The organism is Dryocola sharpae, from assembly GCF_051307055.1.
Classification (GTDB): Bacteria; Pseudomonadota; Gammaproteobacteria; order Enterobacterales; family Enterobacteriaceae; genus Dryocola.
In genome coordinates this window covers 3092240-3113711 of record NZ_CP149994.1, presented here as the reverse complement: position 1 = coordinate 3113711, position 21472 = coordinate 3092240, and the positions used below count along the sequence as shown (strand labels likewise).

16 protein-coding genes are annotated in these 21472 nt (G+C 56.4%); 11 read left to right on the top strand and 5 right to left on the bottom strand.

Annotated features, from left to right (window positions below):
• Positions 1-56: 56 nt before the first annotated feature.
• The 3 genes from acrD to narQ form a co-directional block, all read right to left on the bottom strand.
• On the bottom strand, positions 57-3173 hold the full coding sequence (gene acrD / locus WLO31_RS14830) for a multidrug efflux RND transporter permease AcrD (RefSeq protein ID WP_435927377.1): 3117 nt from the start codon (positions 3171-3173) through the stop codon (positions 57-59).
• Positions 3174-3321: 148 nt separating this feature from the next.
• Positions 3322-3966, bottom strand: a complete 645-nt coding sequence (gene narP / locus WLO31_RS14825) for a nitrate/nitrite response regulator protein NarP (RefSeq protein ID WP_435927375.1) — start codon at positions 3964-3966, stop codon at positions 3322-3324.
• On the bottom strand, positions 3959-5680 hold the full coding sequence (narQ, locus tag WLO31_RS14820) for a nitrate/nitrite two-component system sensor histidine kinase NarQ (protein ID WP_435930622.1): 1722 nt from the start codon (positions 5678-5680) through the stop codon (positions 3959-3961). The genes narP and narQ overlap by 8 nt, the downstream gene beginning before the upstream one ends.
• Positions 5681-6091: 411 nt before the next feature.
• Here narQ and napF point away from each other — a divergent pair, with 411 nt between their 5' ends.
• From napF to WLO31_RS14770, 10 genes are all read left to right on the top strand, one after another.
• Complete coding sequence (napF, locus tag WLO31_RS14815) at positions 6092-6583, top strand: ferredoxin-type protein NapF (RefSeq protein WP_435927374.1); 492 nt, start codon at positions 6092-6094, stop codon at positions 6581-6583.
• Positions 6573-6836 (top strand): chaperone NapD, encoded by a 264-nt coding sequence (gene napD / locus WLO31_RS14810; protein ID WP_435927373.1) that lies wholly within the window; start codon positions 6573-6575, stop codon positions 6834-6836. Before napF ends, napD begins: the two co-directional genes overlap by 11 nt.
• Complete coding sequence (gene napA, locus WLO31_RS14805; protein ID WP_435927372.1) at positions 6833-9319, top strand: nitrate reductase catalytic subunit NapA; 2487 nt, start codon at positions 6833-6835, stop codon at positions 9317-9319. The genes napD and napA overlap by 4 nt, the downstream gene beginning before the upstream one ends.
• Before the next feature lie 6 nt (positions 9320-9325).
• Positions 9326-10021 (top strand): ferredoxin-type protein NapG, encoded by a 696-nt coding sequence (gene napG / locus WLO31_RS14800; protein ID WP_435927371.1) that lies wholly within the window; start codon positions 9326-9328, stop codon positions 10019-10021.
• A complete protein-coding gene (gene napH / locus WLO31_RS14795; RefSeq protein ID WP_435927370.1) occupies positions 10008-10871 on the top strand; it encodes a quinol dehydrogenase ferredoxin subunit NapH in 864 nt (287 codons plus the stop codon). Before napG ends, napH begins: the two co-directional genes overlap by 14 nt.
• Complete coding sequence (gene napB / locus WLO31_RS14790; protein WP_435927369.1) at positions 10868-11317, top strand: nitrate reductase cytochrome c-type subunit; 450 nt, start codon at positions 10868-10870, stop codon at positions 11315-11317. The genes napH and napB overlap by 4 nt, the downstream gene beginning before the upstream one ends.
• Before the next feature lie 8 nt (positions 11318-11325).
• Positions 11326-11928: a cytochrome c-type protein NapC gene (napC, locus tag WLO31_RS14785; protein ID WP_435927368.1), complete on the top strand. Its 603-nt coding sequence runs from the start codon at positions 11326-11328 to the stop codon at positions 11926-11928.
• A gap of 276 nt (positions 11929-12204) precedes the next feature.
• Entirely contained in the window at positions 12205-13881 is a 1677-nt protein-coding gene (locus WLO31_RS14780; RefSeq protein WP_435927367.1) for a methyl-accepting chemotaxis protein, read from the top strand.
• 191 nt (positions 13882-14072) lie between these two features.
• Positions 14073-14648, top strand: a complete 576-nt coding sequence (gene nudK, locus WLO31_RS14775) for a GDP-mannose pyrophosphatase NudK (RefSeq protein ID WP_435927366.1) — start codon at positions 14073-14075, stop codon at positions 14646-14648.
• 147 nt (positions 14649-14795) lie between these two features.
• Entirely contained in the window at positions 14796-15839 is a 1044-nt protein-coding gene (locus tag WLO31_RS14770) for a DUF1176 domain-containing protein (RefSeq protein ID WP_435927365.1), read from the top strand.
• An 86-nt stretch (positions 15840-15925) separates the two neighbouring features.
• Here the strand turns inward: WLO31_RS14770 and tkt are convergent, their stop codons facing one another.
• The gene (tkt, locus tag WLO31_RS14765) at positions 15926-17929 is read right to left on the bottom strand and encodes a transketolase (RefSeq protein WP_435927364.1); all 2004 of its coding nucleotides are present in this window, start codon (positions 17927-17929) and stop codon (positions 15926-15928) included.
• Between the two features lie 19 nt (positions 17930-17948).
• Positions 17949-18899 (bottom strand): transaldolase, encoded by a 951-nt coding sequence (tal, locus tag WLO31_RS14760; RefSeq protein WP_435927363.1) that lies wholly within the window; start codon positions 18897-18899, stop codon positions 17949-17951.
• 261 nt (positions 18900-19160) lie between these two features.
• On the opposite strand from tal, the gene maeB reads away from it, so the two are divergent.
• Positions 19161-21440 carry an NADP-dependent oxaloacetate-decarboxylating malate dehydrogenase gene (gene maeB, locus WLO31_RS14755; RefSeq protein WP_435927362.1) on the top strand — a complete coding sequence of 760 codons (2280 nt, stop codon included), beginning with the start codon at positions 19161-19163 and terminating at the stop codon, positions 21438-21440.
• The last annotated feature ends 32 nt before the right edge of the window (positions 21441-21472 follow it).

The following is a 21472-nucleotide window of genomic DNA, read 5'->3' as shown; positions in this document are numbered from 1 at the left end:
AGCACAGCTGAAAAAGGCGACCCAAAAGGCCGCCTTTTTTGTGCGCTTTTGATCGCTCAGCCTGCCTGCGGCTCTTTAAGCGGGAAGCGGCGACGCACCAGCACAAAGAACAGCGGCACAAAGAAGATTGCCAGCACCGTCGCTGAGATCATGCCGCCCATCACGCCCGTGCCTACCGCATGCTGGCTGCCGGAGCCTGCGCCGCTGCTGGTTGCCATTGGCAGCACGCCGAAGATAAAGGCCAGCGAGGTCATCAGAATCGGGCGTAAACGCTGGCGGCAGGCGTCGAGAGTGGCTGCGACCAGCTCCCGTCCCTGGGCATTCAGATCGTTGGCGAACTCCACGATCAATATCGCATTCTTCGCCGACAGGCCAATAACGGTAAGTAGCCCAACCTGGAAGTAGACGTCATTCTCAAGCCCCCGCATCCAGGTGGCGAACAGGGCGCCGATTACGCCAAGCGGTACGACGAGCATAACGGAAAACGGCACCGACCAGCTTTCATAGAGGGCGGCAAGACATAAGAAGACCACCAGCAGCGATACCGCATATAAGGCTGGCGCCTGCGCGCCCGAAAGCCGCTCCTGATAAGACATGCCCGTCCATTCAAGCCCAAACCCATTCGGCAGTTTATGCATCAGGCCTTCCATAATCTGCATTGCCGCGCCGGTACTCACGCCAGGCGCGGCCTCGCCTACGATCTCTACGGCAGAATAGCCGTTGTAGCGTTCCAGACGAGGCGAGCCCGTAGTCCACCGCGAGGAAGAGAAGGCGGAGAACGGCACCATGCCGCCGTCTTTGTTACGCACGTACCACTGGTTAACATCTTCCGGCAGCATGCGATACTTCGCGGCGGCCTGCACATAGACCTTTTTCACGCGGCCGCGATCCATAAAGTCATTCACATAGCTGGAGCCCCAGGCCGTTTGCAGGGTGTCGTTGATATCGTCAATAGACACGCCCAGCGCCTGCGCTTTTCGCTGATCGATATCTATCTGCATCTGCGGGCTATCGTCCAGACCATTATGACGAACGCGGGTCAGCCCCGGTTCATTGTCGGCCAGGTTGAGCAGCTGGTCGCGCGCGTTCATCAGCGCATCGTGCCCGGCGCCGCCGTGATCCTGCAGCTCCATATCAAACCCGGCTGCGTTACCCAGGCCGCTGATGGCCGGTGGGCTGCTGGCGATAACGCGTGCTTCTTTGATGTTACGGAAGGCCTTAGTGGCCCGCTCGATAATGGCGAAAGAGCTGCCCGTGTCCGGATCGCGCGCTTCCCAGTCCTTCAGGCGCACAAACATTCGCGCCACGTTTTGCCCGTTCCCCCCGGGACCTGCGCCCACGGTGGAGAAGACCGACAGCACGTTATCTTTTTCTTTCGTCAGGTAATACTGTTCGATATCCGCAACGACCTTCAGCGTCTGCTGCTGCGTTGAGCCGCTCGGGAGCTGAACGGATGTGGTGAACACTCCACGGTCTTCTAGCGGCAGGAATGAGGTGGGCAGCCGAAGGAACAGGAATACCATTCCGCCCAGCAGCAGCGCGTAAATCAGTATCCAGCGTGCGCTGCGCGCCAGAATTTTACCTACGCTGCTTTCATAGCGCGCGGCATTACGGTTGAACATGCGGTTAAACCAGCCGAAAAAGCCTTTCTGACCGTGATGTTCACCTTTATGTAAGGGTTTAAGCAACGTGGCGCAAAGCGCAGGAGTAAGGATCATCGCCACCAGCACCGAAAGCACCATGGCCGAAACTATGGTGATCGAAAACTGGCGATAAATAGCGCCCGTGGTGCCGCCGAAGAAAGCCATCGGCACGAACACGGCGGAAAGCACCAGCGCAATCCCCACCAGCGCGCCCTGTATCTGGCCCATCGACTTGCGGGTTGCCTCCCTGGGCGACAGACCTTCTTCGCTCATGATGCGCTCGACGTTCTCCACCACGACGATGGCGTCATCCACCAGCAGGCCGATCGCCAGCACCATGGCGAACATGGTGAGCGTATTAACGCTGTAGCCGAAGGCGTAGAGCACCGAAAAAGTCCCCATCAGCACCACGGGCACGGCGATGGTGGGAATGAGCGTTGCGCGGAAATTCTGCAAAAACAGGTACATGACGAGGAATACCAGCAGAATGGCTTCCAGCAGCGTTTTTACCACGTCTTTGATAGAGGCCTTGACGAACGGCGTAGTTTCATAAGCGATTTTCGCTTCCAGCCCGTGCGGGAAGAACTGAGACAGCTCTTCAATTTTGGCGCGGGCGAGCTTATCCGTCTCCATCTCATTCGCCCCCGAAGCGAGCTTGATGCCGAGGCCCGAGGCCGCCTGGCCGTTATAGCGGCTCAGGAAATCATATTTTTCAGCCCCCAGCTCCACTTCCGCCACATCGCCCAGCGTCACCAGCGAACCGTCCTGATTAACACGCAGCGTAATGTCCTTAAATTGCTGTGGCGTCTGCAGTAAAGACTGGGAGTTGATGGTCGCGTTTAGAGCCTGCCGGTCAACCGACGGCGTTCCTCCGAGTTGCCCAACGGCTACCTGCGCGTTCTGCGCGTTAATCGCATCGACCACGTCCTGCGTGGTTAGCTGCAGGCCGGTGAGTTTGGTTGGGTTAAGCCAGATACGCATGGAATACTGCGAGCCGTAAGCATCCACGTCCCCGACGCCGTTAATACGGCTGAGCGGATCCTGAATATTACTCGCCACATAGTCGGCGATATCCTGTTTATCCATGCTGCCATCGGTGGAAACGAAGGCCACCATCAGGATATTGGTGTCTCCGGTTTTTCTTACCGTGACGCCCTGAGTCTGCACGGCCTGCGGCAATTTACGCAGCGCGGACTGCAGCTGATTTTGCACCTGCTGCACGGCTTCATTCGGATCGGTCCCGGCTTTAAAGTTCAGCATGATCGTGGCCTGGCCGGTGCTGCTGCTTTGCGACGACATATACATCAGATTGTCGATGCCGGTCATATTCTGCTCGATGACCTGGGTGACGGTATTTTCCAGCGTTTGGGCTGAAGCCCCCGGATAGTTAGTGCTGATGCGTACCTTTGGCGGGGCGAGGTCGGGATATTGCTCAACGGGGAGCGAAAAAATAGCCAGCGCGCCGGTGAGGCACAAAATAATGGCCAGCACCCAGGCGAAAATGGGGCGGCTGATAAAAAAATTCGCCATCTGGATGGAACCTCGTAAGCGCTGCAGATTGTAGTTATGGGGGCTGCGGTCACTGTAGCCTTAACCTCAGGTCCAAACGTGGAGAAATTGAGAAGATAATGTAAATTATCTTAGCGCGCTATTGATACCGGCTGTCAAATTCAAGGGGTTAATCTCCGCGGCTTTCAAGAAATAGCACCGTCGCCGCCACGCGTGAACGAACCTGGAGTTTACGTAATAAATTGCGGACGTGGACCTTCACCGTCTCTTCTGAAATATGCAGGCCGGCTGCGATTTGCTTGTTAGACAGGCCTCTTGCCACTTCCTGCAAAACGTCCAGCTCGCGTTCGGTCAGCGTGGCGAACGGCGCGCCGCTGCGTTTGTGCGTTCCCCGGGTGCGCAAATACTCGGCGACCTGCGCGCTGAAAGCTCTCCCGCCTTCTGCTCCACGGCGAATATCATCCAGTAACGTTTCCGGCTCGCTATCTTTGAGTAAGTAGCCATCGGCGCCGGCATCAATCAGCGTGAAGACATCGCTGCGCGAATCTGACACGGTCAGGACGATAATACGGGCGCTGACGCCTTCCCGACGCAGGGCGTTGAGCGTATCCAGCCCGCTCAGCCCTTTCATATTCAAATCGAGCAGGATGAGATCGGGATCAAGTCGATTCGCCAGACCGATGGCTTCGGTGCCGCTGCTTGCTTCACCGGCCACGACGAAACCGTCGTCCATCTCCAGCAGCTGGCGAATGCCCCGCCGCATCAACGGATGATCGTCGACAATCAACACTTCAAAGACAATTCGCTCACTCATCGCTGCTCCTGCTATTTTCATCATTATCGTTGTTATCTGACGCCGACGAACGAAAAGTTATCATAATCAGCGTTCCACCCTGCGCGGGGCGGGAAATGGTTAGCTGTCCGCCCAGCTGGGCGGCCCGCTCGTGCATGATATTCAGGCCATAATGGCCTTCCGGCTCGCTCAGGCTCGCAATTCCCTTGCCGTCATCAACAATAGCCGCCGCGTGTTCGCCGGTAGGGGAAGTGGTGCAGGTTATTGCTATCTCTTGCGCTTCTGCATGTTTGATAGCGTTTAGCACAGCTTCACGAATAATTTGCAGCAGATGCACCTGCTGCTGCGCGTCCAGCTCGTGAGTGGGCATTCTACAGTCGAGGCGAATCGTTGCATTCGTTTGTTGGCGAAGCGGGGCGATCATCTCCTGCAGGGCCGCGGGCAGATCGGCCTGTTGCAGCGTCAGACGGAACGTTGTCAACAGCTCCCGCAGCTGCCGGTAGGCGTCGTTTAGCGCCTGGGAAAAATCGCCGATTATTCTTTGCGCGCGCGCATTTTCTTCAGGCACCGCGCGCTTAAGCAGCGTGAGCTGTATGCGCAAATAAGAAAGCACCTGCGCCAGGGAATCGTGCAGCTCGCGGGCGATGGTCGCTCGTTCCTGCATCAGCAGCAGCTGCTGATAATGTTTTTGCGCCTGGTTGAAATAGAGGCCGCGTCCCAGCATGGTCGCCACGCTTTGCATCAGCGGCATGGGCGGCGAGCCGGCAGAAGCCTGCCAGCGCAGCAGGCCTGGCTCACCGTCCTGCTGCGCGATGGCCACCGACTGCCAGGGAACGGACTCCTGCGGCGTGCCTTCGCTCAACAGCCAGTTTTCCCCCACCAGCATCTCAAGGTAATCCACCTTTTCCTGCTGGCGAACAAGCTGAAGGATCTGCGTAAAACAATGCCTGTCGATCGTGCTGACGTTCAGCGCCTGCGAGCAGGAGTAGAGGACTTCAAGCGTGCGATTTGCTTCCTGCAGGCTTAGCGTTTTTTGCTGCACCTTATCTTCAAGGGAGCGGTAAAGCCGTTGCAGTTCGTCCGCCATGCGCGTGAAGGTGTGGGCAAGCAGGCCAATTTCATTGGGCAGGCTGGTATCAAGAGGAGGATGATCGAACTCGCCACGCTCGACAGATTTGCTGGCGAGCATCAGCTTTTTGAGCGGGGCGACAACCTGGTGGCGGAAGCGGCGAAGCGTAAAAAAGACCAGCGTGAAAATAGCGATGAATCCCACCACCGACGTGGCGACGACCTGCATCATCTTTCGCTCGGCATAATGCTGGAGCGCCAGCACAAACAGATCGATTTGCGCCACGTAGCTTGCGATATGGGCATGATACCAGCCGGTATCGCCCTGACGAACGTGATGTTCCATATCGCGCCAGGCGTTGTTAATGGCGTCGTATCGCTCACGCACTTCTTCCGGCACCCAAAAACGGCCCGGGTTGAGCAGGGCTTCAGAGCGCAACGACTGATTGTATTGCGCAAGATGTTCGTTCAGGTGCGCGCGATCGCCCTGTAAATCGTAGCCAAGACGATAGCTTTGCATGCGCAGCGAACCCGCCACGTTAACCGCCTCTGCATCCCGTAAACTGCTGGCGAGCGTCAGGATGGCGATGCCCGTCGAGAGCAGCGACAGCAAAACGATATAAAGGAATGCGCGGGCAAGGCTTGCCCGGACCGAGCGTTGCGCCATCACAGCACGAATGACCTCTTAAAATCCATGGTGGGCGAAACGTACCAGAAAGGCGCGCTTGCTCAAACGTTTGTTGTGGTTATTTCGGCCCGGCTTGCAAAACTGAACGAGGCGATTAACGCCCGGCGATCAGAATTTTCTCATTGGAGTTACATTTTACCCAGGTGAAGCCCGGGCAGCGCGACGAAGGAGAGATCTTCACCTTCCCCGCAGCAAGCCGCCAATTCCTCCAAATCCTATGCATCTTTGATCCCACAACGGCATTTACCCCTTTAGGGGGATGCCTCTACCACCCCTTTGTCACATAACGTAACCCTCAATAAAAACCCGTAGAAAACTACGGAAATAACAATGACGTATTTGCTGGCCTCACGCTCGTGGGGCGGCGTTTGTGATGCAAGGATGTGCCCAATGGCTGAGCTGTCCCGACGTGGATTATTGACCGGTAGCTGGCGCGGTAACGCGACGGCTTTTCGCCCTCCCTGGAGCGGGGACGAGGAGCATTTCCTCACTGAATGTATTCGCTGTGATGCCTGCCTGCCGGTTTGCGAAACCCGTATTTTGCGGCGCGGGCGAGGCGGATACCCTGAAATCGACTTCAGCAAAGGCGAATGCACTTTCTGCTCCGCCTGCGCAGACGCTTGCCCGCAACGGCTTTTCCAGCGGCGCGAAGCGTCGCCATGGGAACACACTCTTTTTATCAGCGACGCCTGCCTGGCCTGGAGCGGGGTGGAATGCCGCAGCTGTCAGGACGTTTGTGAAATGCAGGCCATCGCGTTTCGCCCTTCGGCGCAGGGAATATCGCTGCCCCAACTTAACCGCGCCGCATGCAACGCGTGCGGCGGCTGTATCTCCGGATGTCCGGCATCCGCTCTGACGATGAGGCACGCTGATGCAAACTAGCTGGCACGTCTGTGGCCTGATCGTACAGGCGCATCCCCAACATATTCCTGCCGTTAGCGCCGCCCTGAGCGCGCTTGCCGGTAGCGAGGTCGCCGCAAGCGATGCCGAACACGGCAAGCTGGTGGTGGTGATGGAGGCAGCGCGTAGCGATGCGCTGCTCACGCAAATTGAGTCGGCACGCAATATCGCAAACGTGCTGGCGGTATCGCTGGTTTATCACCAGCAGGATGAGGAAGGTGAGGAAACACCATGAAACTCAGTCGACGTAGTTTTATGAAAGCGAACGCCGTCGCGGCAGCCGCGGCGGCGGCAGGCCTGAGCGTGCCGGGCGCCGCTCGCGCGGTTGTCGGAAAACAGGATGCTATCAAATGGGATAAAGCGCCGTGCCGCTTCTGCGGGACGGGCTGCGGCGTGCTGGTGGGGACGCAGAATGGCCGTATCGTGGCAAGCCAGGGCGATCCTGATGCGCCGGTTAACCGCGGCCTGAACTGCATTAAAGGCTACTTTCTGCCGAAAATCATGTACGGAAAAGACCGCCTGACCCAGCCGCTGCTGCGCATGAAAGACGGCCGTTACGATAAAGAAGGTGAATTCGCCCCGGTTAGCTGGGAGCAGGCCTTCGACATCATGGAGGAGAAATTTAAAACCAGCCTGAAAGCCAAAGGGCCGGACGCCATCGGCATGTTTGGCTCGGGGCAGTGGACCGTCTGGGAAGGCTATGCGGCGGCCAAGCTGTTTAAAGCCGGGTTCCGTTCAAACAATATCGACCCTAACGCGCGCCACTGCATGGCTTCTGCGGTGGTCGGCTTCATGCGCACCTTTGGTATGGATGAGCCGATGGGCTGCTATGATGATATCGAGCAGGCCGATGCCTTTGTGCTCTGGGGCTCCAACATGGCGGAGATGCACCCGATATTGTGGTCGCGCATCACCAACCGCCGCCTGTCCGATGAAAAGGTCAACGTGGCCGTGCTTTCCACCTTCCAGCACCGCAGCTTTGAGCTGGCCGACAACGGTATGGTCTTCACGCCGCAAAGCGATCTGGCGATCCTTAACTATATCGCCAACTACATCATCCAGAACGATGCGGTAAACGAGTCGTTCTTCAGGCAGCACGTGAACCTGCGTAAAGGCGTGACGGATATCGGCTACGGCCTGCGTCCAACGCACCCGCTGGAAAAGGCGGCGAAGAATCCGGGCTCCGACGCCTCCGAGCCGATGAGCTTTGACGAATACAAAGCTTTTGTCGCCGAGTACACGCTGGAGAAAACGGCTGCAATGAGCGGCGTGCCGAAAGATCAGCTTGAAGCATTAGCGAAGCTGTACGCCGATCCGCATAAAAAAGTCATCTCTTACTGGACGATGGGCTTTAACCAGCATACGCGTGGCGTCTGGGCGAACAACCTCGTCTATAACCTGCACCTGCTGACCGGCAAAATCTCCCAGCCGGGCTGCGGTCCGTTCTCGCTGACCGGCCAGCCCTCCGCCTGCGGCACCGCCCGCGAAGTGGGGACGTTCTCGCACCGTCTGCCGGCGGATATGGTGGTGACAAACGACAAGCACCGCGAAATCGCTGAAAAGATGTGGAAGCTGCCTGCCGGCACCGTTCCCGCTAAAGTGGGCCTGCATGCCGTAGCGCAGGATCGCGCGCTGAAAGACGGCAAGCTGAACGTCTACTGGGTGATGTGTAATAACAATATGCAGGCCGGCCCGAACATTAATGAAGAGCGTATGCCGGGCTGGCGCGATCCGCGCAACTTCGTGATCGTCTCCGATCCCTATCCAACCATCAGCGCGCTGGCGGCGGATCTGATCCTGCCTACCGCTATGTGGGTGGAAAAAGAAGGGGCTTACGGCAACGCCGAGCGCCGCACGCAGTTCTGGCGCCAGCAGGTTCCGGCGCCCGGTGAGGCGAAGTCGGATCTCTGGCAGCTGGTGCAGTTCGCTAAGCGCTTCAAAGTTGAAGAGGTGTGGCCTGCGGAGCTGGTTGATAAAAAACCAGAATATCGCGGCAAGACGCTATTCGACGTGCTGTTCGCAAGCGAAGCGGTCAGCAAGTTCCCGCTGAGCGAACTGGCAGAGGATCAGCTTAACGATGAATCCCGCGAGCTGGGCTTCTATCTGCAAAAAGGACTCTTTGAAGAGTATGCCGCATTCGGACGCGGCCACGGCCACGATCTGGCGCCTTTCGACGATTACCATAAGGCGCGCGGTCTGCGCTGGCCGGTCGTGGACGGCAAAGAGACGCTGTGGCGCTACAGCGAAGGCAACGATCCCTACGTAAAAGCCGGGGAAGGCTACAAATTCTACGGCAAGCCGGACGGCAAAGCGGTGATCTTCGCGCTGCCTTTCGAACCTGCCGCAGAAGAGCCGGATAAAGAATACGATCTGTGGCTCTCTACCGGTCGCGTGCTGGAGCACTGGCATACCGGCAGCATGACGCGCCGCGTGCCGGAGTTGCACCGCGCTTTCCCGGAAGCCGTGTTGTTTATCCATCCTCTGGATGCGAAAGCGCGCGACCTTAAGCGCGGCGACAAGGTGAAGGTGGTCTCCCGCCGCGGCGAGGTTATTTCCATTGTCGAAACGCGCGGGCGCAATAAGCCGCCGCAGGGGCTGGTTTATATGCCGTTCTTCGACGCCGCGCAGCTGGTTAATAACCTGACGCTCGACGCGACGGATCCGCTCTCTAAAGAGACGGATTTCAAGAAGTGCGCCGTGAAGCTGGCGAAGGCGTAACGCGCTATGCCTCGGGTGAATCTTTCTCAACCGGCGCGTCGCCGCTTTCTGCGTGATGTTGCGCGGGCAGCGGGCGGACTTGCCGCCATCGCCGTGGTTCTTGGGCTGCAACAGCAGACCGCCAGGGCGCACGGTGTGCGGCTGCGTCCGCCGGGCGCGCTGGATGAGGAGGCATTTTCCCGCGCCTGCGTACGCTGCGGCCAGTGCGTGCAGGCATGCCCTTACGACACGCTGAAGCTGGCGACGCTGGCTTCCGGGTTATCGGCGGGCACGCCTTATTTCGTGGCGCGGGATATTCCCTGTGAAATGTGCGAGGACATTCCCTGCGCCAAAGCCTGCCCAAGCGGCGCGCTGGATAGCGACATTGCTTCGATTGACGCCGCGCGCATGGGGCTTGCGGTACTGCTGGATCACGAAAGCTGCCTGAACTATCAGGGCCTGCGCTGCGACGTTTGCTATCGCGTCTGCCCGTCCATCGACAAAGCCATCACGCTTGAGCTGGAACGCAATGCGCGCACCGGTAAACATGCGCGCTTTTTGCCCACCGTACACAGCGACGCCTGTACCGGCTGCGGCAAGTGCGAACAGGCATGCGTGCTGGAGCAGGCGGCGATAAAAGTACTGCCGCTCGCAATGGCGAAAGGGGAGGTGGGGCGCCACTACCGCTTCGGCTGGCTGGAGGGAAAAGATGGCAAACCATAAGCAGGACGCCGGGCGCGATGCCGTTGCGAAAAAGGGCTGGCCGCTTAGCCACAGGTGGTTGCTGATGCGCCGCTGCACGCAGCTTGCTGTGCTGCTGCTGTTTCTCAGCGGTCCGCTGTTGGGCGTGTGGATCCTGCATGGCAACTACAGCGGCAGCCTGTTGCTGGACAGCGTTCCGTTAAGCGATCCGCTGCTGGTGCTGCAAAGCCTGCTTAGCGGTCATCTTCCCGCCGTGCTGGCGCTAAGCGGGGCGGGCATCGTGGCGGGCGGCTATGCGCTGCTGGGTAAAAGGATCTTTTGCGCCTGGGTTTGCCCGGTGAATCCGCTCACCGATCTTGCCGCCTGGCTGCGTCGTAAAACGGGCTTTAACGCCTCGGCTACGCTGCCCCGCTGGCTGCGCTATCTGCTGCTGGCGCTGATACTGGCGGGCAGCGCGTTAACCGGCTCGCTGATCTGGGAATGGATCAATCCGGTGTCGTTGATGGGACGCGGCCTGGTGTTCGGTTTCGGGGCGGGCAGCTGGCTACTGGCTGCGCTTTTTGCCTTCGATTTACTGGTGGTTGAACACGGCTGGTGCGGCCATCTTTGCCCGCTCGGCGCCCTTTATGGCGCTATCGGCGGTAAAGGCGTAATTGAGGTGCAAACCTCCGGGCGCGAACGCTGCACCCGCTGTATGGATTGTTTTCACGTTTGCCCGGAGCCGCAGGTGCTGCGCGCTCCGGTACTGGATAAACACAGCCCGGCGCGGGTGACGAGCCGCGACTGCCTGAACTGCGGTCGCTGTATCGATATCTGTCCCGAGGATGTTTTCAAAATAACAATACGATGGAGTTCGGGAGCAAAATCATGAAAAGCCATGTCCTGACAAAGGCGTTGTTTCAATGGATGGCGGCGTTAGCCCTGGTGGCGAGCGGCGCGTTATGGGCGGCGAACGGCGTGAATCTTAACCAGTCGCCGGAAGTGTCGGGGACGCCGGAAGGCTCGGTACGCATGCCAAAGCAGCAGGAGCGTATGGCGCTGAACTATGTGAATCAGCCGCCGATGATCCCGCACAGCGTGGATGGCTACCAGGTGACAACCAATACTAACCGCTGCCTGCAGTGTCACGGCGTTGAGCATTATCGCGCCACGGGGGCGCCACGCATCAGCCCAACGCACTTTATGGACGCCGATGGAAAAGTCCTCTCTAACGTCGCCCCGCGCCGTTATTTCTGCCTGCAATGCCACGTGCCGCAAACCGATGCTGCTCCTATCGTCGGAAACACTTTTACGCCGTCTGAAGGCTTTGGGAACTAGAGGCGAATATGGATAAATCAAACCGTAAGCCGGGCGTCATTCGCCGTATCTGGCAGTGGTGGCGTCGTCCGAGCCGTCTGGCGCTGGGCACGCTGCTGCTGATTGGTTTTGCTGCGGGCATCATTTTCTGGGGCGGGTTCAACACCGGCATGGAGATGACCAACCGCGAAGAGTTTTGTATCGGCTGCCATGAAATGCGCGCCAACGTTTACCAGGAATATATGGAAACGGTGCACTACAACAACCGCAGCGGCGTGCGGGCCACCTGCCCGGATTGTCACGTTCCGCACGAGTGGGTGCCGAAGATGATCCGTAAAATTCAGGCCAGCAAGGAGCTGTATGCGAAGGCGTTCGGCCTGATAGATACGCCGCAGAAGTTTAACGACCACCGACTGGCGATGGCGCAAAACGAATGGCGAAGGATGAAGAACAACAATTCGCAGGAGTGCCGTAACTGCCATAACTTTGACTATATGGATCTCACCGCGCAGAAAACCGTGGCGGCGAAGATGCACGACCAGGCTATTAAAGACGGGCAAACCTGCGTTGACTGCCATAAGGGCATCGCGCATAAGCTGCCTGATATGAGCGAGGTCAGGAACGGATTTTGACGCTCGCTTCCCTGTTTTTTCTCTTGTGACCTGAGATCTTTAATAACGGAGCCAACAGCTATGGCTCCGTTACTTTTTTCACTTTCCAGCACTTTCTACGTTCAGAGCCGCGTTTTTAGGTGCTTATATAGGGAGCGCCGCCGACAACTAGCTGTTGTATCGGCACAATAATGATTATTGCAGATGAAAAGTCCAACAGTTTTTCTGATTCAAACCGATTGTATATTAGTGACATGAAAATTGCGGGTGCAAGCTAATATCTATGGAGGGAAAAATATGTTAACGCGTATAAGAGTGGTGACCAGTTTGATGCTTTTGTTGGGGCTGTTCAGCCTCATGCAGATACTATCCGGCGGTCTATTTTTTAACGCTCTAAAAGATGCGAAAGATGATTTTTCCCAACAGCAACTTATTCGACATGAGCAGGTTACGCTCAACGGTACCTGGGCGGAACTGCTCCAGGCTCGCATTACCCTGAACCGTGCCGGTTCACGTTTCCTGCTGATCCAAAATGACGCACGCTCGGTGGATGAAATTCAGGCAGTAATTAAAGAGATGCTAGTTAATGCCAGAAAGAACCTTAAAAATGCTGAGAAATACTGGGATGATTATAACGCGATTACAAATGAAGCCGGCATAAACCAGGAAACCTTCCGTGAAATAGCGCGCAATTATGATATCTATCACGGCGCACTTGTTGAGCTGGCGCAATTACTGGAGGCGGGGAAAATAGATGAATTTCTCGATCAGCCGACGCAAAAATATCAGGATGAATTTCAAATTCAGCTAAATAAGTACCTTGAAAATAACAGCAAGCTCTTTGATGAGGTCGTCGCTAAAAACAACGCTTCTTACAGCCTGGCCATCTGGATTCTGATGATTACGATTTTCTTTGTCATGGCGGTGGCTATCCTTACCTGGTTTGGTCTTCAGAAATCCCTGATTGTTCCCCTTAACAAGCTGATTAGCAGTATTCGACATATTTCCGAGGGCGACCTGGTCCGTAAAATTGAAGTTGAAGGCACCAATGAAATGGGCCAGCTAGCGGCAAGCCTGAGAAACATGCAGGCAGGTCTGGTCAGCACGGTGGGCGGCGTGCGTGAGAGCGCAGATGCTATCTATACCGGCGCCAGTGAAATTTCTATCGGCAATAACGACCTCTCCTCTCGTACCGAACAGCAGGCAGCCTCGCTGGAAGAAACCGCGGCCAGCATGGAAGAATTAACGGCGACGGTTAAGCAGAATGCGGAAAATGCCTCTCAGGCCAGCCAGCTTGCGCTAAGCGCCTCTGAGACTGCCCGGCGGGGCGGGAGAGTGGTGGATAATGTCGTGAGCACGATGAACGGCATTGCCAACAGCTCCCAAAAGATTGCCGACATTATTAACGTCATTGACGGCATTGCCTTCCAGACTAATATTCTGGCGCTTAATGCTGCGGTAGAAGCTGCCCGTGCCGGTGAACAGGGGCGCGGATTTGCGGTTGTAGCCAGTGAAGTACGTAACCTGGCGCAGCGGAGCGCTCAGGCAGCGAAAGAGATTAAGGGACTGATTGAAGATTCTGTCAATAAAGTCGATATGGGTTCAAGCCAGGTGGAGACAGCCGGAAAAACGATGGATGAAATCGTCGATGCGGTCACCCGAGTGACCGATATCATGAGTGAAATTGCATCGGCATCGGATGAACAAAGCCGGGGTATCGATCAGGTCGCTATTGCCGTTACCGAAATGGATCAGGTGACGCAGCAGAATGCTTCGCTGGTAGAAGAATCAGCGGCGGCAGCGGCAGCGCTGGAAGAGCAGGCGAGTCGTTTGACCCAGGCTGTCTCGGTATTTCGTATTCATCATAACCAAACGGAAGCTAAGTATTTTAAAGCGGCTAAACCGGCGGCCAAAGTTGTTAAACCCGTGCGCGCGGCTCAATCTGATTCCAATGAGCGGTGGTCCACGTTTTAAACTTGTTTATCCGTAGATAACCTAACCGACGGTACAGGCTTCTAAAAGTGCACTGCCGTTTGATTCCCCTTTACCCAGCCAGGGCGAGGGGGAATCAGTTTTATGAAACCCCGGTCTGCTAAAACCAGACGAGACAACGCTAACACAACGGCCTATGATTACCGGCTCCCATTACCCGTTGCGGAGAGCCCATGTCGTTAAAAATCGAAATCATCAAAGATAAAATCCTCTCAGATAATTACTTTATCCTGCGCAATATCACCTACGATTTATCGCGCAACGCCGCCGAAGCTGTTCGTCACAGGCGCGAGGTTTACGATCGCGGTAACGGCGCGACCATCCTGCTGTACAACCGTGAAAAGAGAACCGTGGTGCTGACGCGTCAGTTTCGGGTGGCAACCTGGGTCAACGGCAACGCGGACGGCATGCTGATCGAAGCCTGCGCAGGGCTGCTGGACGCCGACGAGCCGGAGGTCTGCGCGCGTAAAGAGGCAATGGAAGAGACGGGCTATCTGGTTGGCGAAGTCGAGAAGCTGTTTGAGCTTTACATGTCGCCAGGCGGCGTGACGGAGCTTATCTATTTTTATCTTGCCGAATATACCGATGCCCAGCGCGAATCCGCCGGCGGGGGCATCGATGACGAAGATATTGACGTGCTGGAGCTGCCTTTTGCACAGGCGCTGGAGATGGTAAACAGTGGCGAAATTCGTGACGGTAAAACGGTTATTTTGTTGCAGCAGCTGCAGTTACGCAAAGTAATGGAATAAAGTATTTTTATTTCAATGACTTATTTGATGCATTTTTTGTACAACTCTATCCGATAAATCCGATTGAGCAGGGGCCCTGAGAAGCCGAAGATATCGCCAAAATTAGTACGTTTTTCTCCCTTCGTCTTCTCAGGATATGTGCCGCTAATGTATTACCGGATGAAATCGCTTTTACTCTCAAGTCTGCTTCTGGCGAGCACGGCGATCGCTGCCCCGGCACAAGAATCCTTTTCTGACTGGCAGGTTACCTGCAACAACCAGAATTTTTGCTCGGCGCGTAATACCGGCTTGCACCATGGGCTGGTGATGACGCTTACCCGCAGCGCAGGGGCACATACGGACATCAACCTGCGCATCGACTTAGGCAATCTGGAGACGGCGGAAACCGGGGCGCTGCCCATTGCCCCGCGGCTGCAGCTTGATGGCGAACCGCTGGAGCTGGATAAAAAAAAGTGGCGGGAGACGCCGCACCATCTGATTACCGGCGATGCTAACGCCATTAATAACCTGCTGGATAAAATCGGTAACGCTACCGCCATTACGTTAAAGGACGGGCAGGAGACAATTTCGCTTTCCGGTTTGAAAGCGGCGCTGCTGTTTATCGATAGCCAGCAAAAACGCGTGGGCAGCGAAACGGCGTGGATTAAAAAAGGGGACGATCCGCCGCTCAGCGTGCCGCCAGCTCCCGCCCTGAAGGAAATTACGATCGTCAATCCCACCCCAACTCCCTTTACTCAGGATGAACTTAACGATTTGCTGGATTACGGCGCCTGGCGGATGAACAACAGCCAGTGTTCGCTCGATCCGATGCGCCGCGAAGTGCGCATTTTTGCCGTCAGCGACGACAGGGCCCTGATGCTGGTAAGCTGCGAGGCCGGGGCTTACAACGTTGTCGATCTTGCCTGGCTCGTCTCCCGCCGCAAGCCGTTCGCTTCGCGGCAAGTCCTTCTGCGGCTGCCGTTTACGCCAGCCAGCGGCAATGCTGATTTAGAGCTGATGAACGCAGGCTATGACGAAACGAACAAAGAGCTGACGACTATTGCTAAAGGACGAGGTCTGGGAGACTGCGGGGCGTCCAGCCGCTGGCGCTTCGATGGTCAGCGCTTTCGCCTGGTACGCTATGCCGAAGAGCCAACCTGCGACGGCTGGCACGGCAGCGGAGCGTGGCCGACGTTGTGGGTGACTAAGTAGCTTTTTGCCATTTGTCGCTGCGCTGACCGGATTATAAATTAATGAAAAGTAGGGCGGATAAGCGCAGGCGCCATCCGCCGCTCTAGTCAGGCTTTTTTACTCAACACCTTCTTCGCCTTCTCCACCACGTTCTCAGCGGTGAAACCAAAGTACGGGAAGAGCTTATCGGCTGGCGCTGACTCGCCGTAGCTGGTCATGCCGACGATGGCGCCTTTCAGGCCGACATATTTGTACCAGTAATCCGCAATACCCGCTTCCACCGCCACGCGTGCGGCGATATCGGAAGGTAATACCGCTTCGCGGTACGCTTCATCCTGGGCGTCAAACACATCCGTCGACGGCAGGGAAACAACGCGAACCTTGTGGCCTTCGGCAGTGAGTTTATCCGCGGCCTGCACGGTAATTTCCATCTCCGAGCCGGTGGCGATCAGGATAATATCCGGGGTGCCGTCGCTCTCCTGCAGAATATACCCTCCGCGGCTTATCGCTTTGAGCTGCTCCGGGCTTCGCTCCATTTGCGCCAGGTTCTGACGAGAGAGAATAAGCGCCGTCGGGCCGGTATGGCGCTCGATAGCCGCCTTCCACGCTACCGCAGCTTCCACCTGATCGCAGGGGCGCCAGGTGCTGAAGTTTGGCGTCAGGCGCAGGCTGGCAAGCTGTTCAACCGCCTGGTGCGTCGGTCCGTCTTCGCCCAGCCCGATTGAATCATGCGTATAAACCATGATCTGACGGGCTTTCATCAATGCCGCCATACGCGCCGCGTTACGGGCATACTCCACGAACATCAGGAACGTTGCGGTATAGGGAACAAATCCGCCGTGGTGGGCAATGCCGTTGGCGATTGCCGTCATGCCGAATTCACGCACGCCGTAGTGAATGTAGTTGCCGGCGAGATCTTCCTTAATGGATTTGGAGCCGGACCAGATTGTCAGGTTGCTTGGCGCGAGATCGGCCGAGCCGCCGAGCAGCTCAGGCAACAGCGGCCCGACGCTGTTAAGCGTATTTTGTGAAGCCTTACGCGTGGCGATTTTCGCCGGGTTAGCCTGCAAATCCTCAATCAGTTTCTGCGTGGTTTCCTGCCAGCCTTCCGGCATTTTACCGTCCATACGACGATTAAACTCGGCGGCAAGATCCGGATAGGCTTTAGCGTAGGCGGCGAACTTATCCTTCCAGGCGGCCTCGGCCTTTTCACCTTCTTCTTTAGCATCCCAGTCGCGATAAATCTCTTTTGGGATTTCAAAAGGCGGGTAGTTCCAGCCGAGCTGTTTACGCGCCAGCGCCACTTCTTCTTCACCAAGCGCCGCGCCGTGCGCCTCTTCTTTGCCCGCTTTATTCGGCGAGCCGAAGCCAATGACGGTGCGGCAGATAATCAGTGAAGGTTTGTCTTTTACGCTTTGCGCTTCCTGAATCGCTTTTTTCAGCGCTTCCGGATCGTGGCCGTCAATTTCATGCACGACGTGCCAGTGATAGGCTTCAAAACGTTTTGCCGTGTCATCGGTGAACCAGCCTTCGGTTTCACCATCAATCGAGATGCCGTTGTGGTCATAGAAGCCGATAAGTTTGCCCAGCCCTAACGTACCCGCCAGCGAACAGACTTCGTGGGAGATGCCTTCCATCAGGCAGCCGTCGCCCATAAATACATACGTGAAGTGATCGACAATCTCATGATCCGGGCGGTTGAACTGCGCGCCCAGAGTACGTTCGGCAATAGCCAGACCCACCGCGTTAGCTAAACCCTGGCCAAGCGGGCCGGTGGTGGTTTCCACGCCCGGCGTGTAGCCCTTTTCCGGGTGGCCCGGCGTTTTGGAGTGAAGCTGACGGAAATTTTTCAACTCTTCCATCGGCAGGTCATATCCGCTCAGATGCAGCAGGCTGTACAGCAGCATCGAGGCGTGTCCGTTTGAGAGGATAAAGCGATCCCGATCGGCCCAGGCGGGATTGGTGGGATTGTGCTTAAGAAAGTCGTTCCATAACACCTCAGCAATATCTGCCATTCCCATTGGCGCGCCAGGGTGGCCCGAATTTGCTTTTTGTACCGCGTCCATGCTCAGGGCACGAATGGCATTGGCAAGCTCTTTACGAGATGACATGTTTCACTCCAATGTGTTGTTAAAGTTTGGCTGCTAGTAAATTTTCCAGGCTGCGCTGGTCCACGGCGAACTGGCGAATGCCGTCGGCCAGCTTTTCGACGGCCATCGCATCCAGGTTATGTTCCCAGCGGAACTCCGCTTCGCTCAAAGGCTCAGGTCGACGGAAGCCCTGTGAGGTCGGCACCAGCTTACGAATCACCGGCTCTTCGCTTTCCTGCAGCTGCTGCAGCAGATTTGGCGCAATGGTGAGGCGGTCGCAGCCCGCGAGGGCCAGGATCTGCTCGGTACGACGGAAGCTCGCGCCCATCACCACGGTGTTGTAATTGTGCTGTTTAAAGTAATCATAGATATTGCGCACGGATTTAACGCCCGGATCTTCTTCCACCACGTACGGCTCCATCGGCTTGCGCGCCTGATACCAGTCGTAAATGCGGCCAACGAACGGTGAAATAAGGAATACCCCCGCTTCGGCGCAGGCGCGGGCCTGAGCGAAGGAGAATAGCAGCGTCAGGTTGCAGTCGATCCCCTCTTTTTGTAACTCTTCTGCGGCGCGAATGCCTTCCCAGGTGGAAGCCAGTTTGATCAGAATGCGCGATTTATCAATGCCCTGCTCGGCATAGAGCTCAACCAGACGGCGCGCTTTCGCGACGCTTTTTTCTTTATCGAAAGAGAGGCGGGCGTCCACTTCTGTCGAGACGCGGCCAGGGATGCTTTTCAGAATTTCTGCACCAAAATTAACGGCCAGCTTATCGCAGGCCTCGCTGACCTGCGCTTCGCGGGTGCCGCCGTGCTTTTTACCCCAGGCGAGCGCGTCTTCTATAAGTGATTGATAATGCTCCAGACCTGCGGCTTTCAGCAACAGGGATGGATTAGTGGTCGCATCCATAGGCTGGTAGTGGCGGATAGATTCAATATCGCCGCTGTCGGCAACCACGGTGGTGAATTGTTTAATACCGTCTAGCTGGTTCATATATATCTCCTTGAAATACAATGTCTTTATGGAGCGTTCCATGTCGCTCACGGGGGAAATCCATTAAATGTATAACTAAAAAGCATAGCAGACGGCCAGGGGGTTGCCGTTAATGACGTGTAACATTGTCACTATAATTCCCTAACAAAATTGCCCTGGGATGTTGATAGTATGGGCATGTTCAAAGTTTACGAAGCACGCAGGCGTGATACTACGTAACCTTAGCGACCCGTTGATAATGAGTAAGAAAGGAACGAAGAAATGGATGAACAACTGAAGCAAAGTGCCCTCGATTTTCACGAATTCCCCATTCCCGGAAAAATTCAGGTTTCGCCAACCAAGCCGCTCGCTACCCAGCGTGATTTAGCCCTGGCCTATTCGCCGGGCGTTGCGGCGCCTTGTCTGGAAATCGAAAAAGATCCGCTGGCGGCCTATAAGTACACCGCGCGCGGCAACCTGGTCGGCGTGGTTTCAAACGGTACCGCCGTGCTGGGGCTTGGCAATATCGGCGCGCTGGCCGGTAAGCCTGTTATGGAAGGAAAGGGCGTTCTGTTCAAAAAATTTGCCGGCATCGACGTGTTTGATATTGAAATCGATGAACAGGACCCGGACAAACTGATTAACGTGATTGCCGCGCTCGAACCTACCTTCGGCGGGATAAACTTAGAAGATATTAAAGCGCCGGAATGTTTCTACATTGAGAAAACGCTGCGCGAACGCATGAACATTCCCGTGTTCCACGACGATCAGCATGGCACCGCCATTATCTGTACCGCCGCGGTGCTTAACGGCCTGCGAGTTATCGAAAAAAATATCTCCGATATTCGTTTAGTGGTCTCCGGCGCGGGCGCGGCAAGTATTGCCTGCATGAACCTGCTGGTGGCGCTGGGGATGCAGAAACACAATATTGTGGTTTGCGATTCCAAAGGCGTTATCTATAAAGGCCGTGAAGAAAACATGGCGGAAACTAAAGCGGCCTACGCCGTTGACGACAACGGCAAACGTACGCTGGAAGAGGTCATCGAAGGCGCGGATATTTTCCTCGGCTGCTCCGGCCCGAAAGTCCTGACGCAGGAAATGGTCAAGAAAATGGCGCGCGCGCCGCTGATTATGGCGCTGGCTAACCCGGAGCCGGAAATCCTGCCGCCGCTGGCAAAAGAGGTGCGTCCGGATGCGATTATCTGTACCGGTCGCTCTGACTTCCCTAATCAGGTAAACAACGTGCTGTGCTTCCCGTTCATCTTCCGTGGCGCGCTGGACGTAGGGGCGACGGCAATCAACGAAGAGATGAAGCTGGCGGCGGTTCACGCTATCGCCGAGCTGGCTCATGCCGAGCAAAGCGACGTGGTGGCTTCCGCCTATGGCGAAGAGGAGCTGACGTTTGGGCCTGAGTATCTGATCCCTAAACCTTTCGACCCGCGCCTTATCGTGCAGATTGCGCCAGCGGTTGCGAAGGCGGCGATGGATACCGGCGTGGCAAGGCGTCCTATTGAGGACTTCGAGGCCTACAAAGAGAAGCTCACCGAGTTCGTCTATAAAACTAACCTGTTTATGAAGCCAATCTTCTCCCAGGCGCGCAAAGAACCAAAACGCGTGGTGCTGGCGGAAGGCGAAGAAGCCCGCGTGCTGCATGCAACTCAGGAACTGATCACGCTGGGCCTGGCGAAACCGATTCTGATCGGTCGTCCTTCCGTTATTGAAATGCGCCTGAAGAAGCTCGGCCTGCAAATGCGTGCGGGCACGGATTTCGAAATCGTCAACAACGAATCCGATCCGCGCTTTAAAGAGTACTGGAACGAGTACTACAACATCATGAAGCGCCGCGGCATCACCCAGGAGCAGGCGCAGCGTGCGGTTATCAGCAACACCACGGTGATTGGCGCGATCATGGTTCATCGCGGCGAAGCGGACGCCATGATTTGCGGCACCATCGGTGAATATCACGAGCATTTCGAAGTAGTGGAAAAGCTGTTTGGCTATCGTGACGGGGTAAAAGCCGCCGGCGCCATGAACGCGCTGCTGCTGCCGAGCGGTAACACCTTTATTGCCGACACCTATGTAAATGACGATCCAACTCCGGAAGAGCTGACGGAAATTACCCTGCTGGCCGCGGAAACGGTGCGTCGTTTTGGTATCGAGCCGAAGGTGGCGCTGCTGTCGCATTCAAACTACGGTTCCTCCAACTCAAAAGCCGCCTGCAAAATGCGCGCGACGCTTGAGATGGTTCGCGAGCGTGCGCCCGAGCTTGAAATCGACGGAGAAATGCACGGCGATGCCGCGCTGGTGGAAAGCATCCGTAACGAACGCATGCCGGACAGCCCGCTGAAAGGGTCGGCGAATATCCTGATCATGCCAAACGTGGAAGCCGCGCGTATCAGCTATAACCTGCTGCGCGTCTCCAGCTCTGAAGGGGTAACCGTTGGGCCGGTGCTGATGGGCGTTGCGAAACCGGTACATGTTTTAACGCCAATCGCTTCCGTTCGCCGCATCGTCAATATGGTGGCGCTGGCGGTGGTTGAGTCGCAGACTACTCCGCTGTAATGCTGAAGGTGGGTGGCGCAAGCGCCACCCAC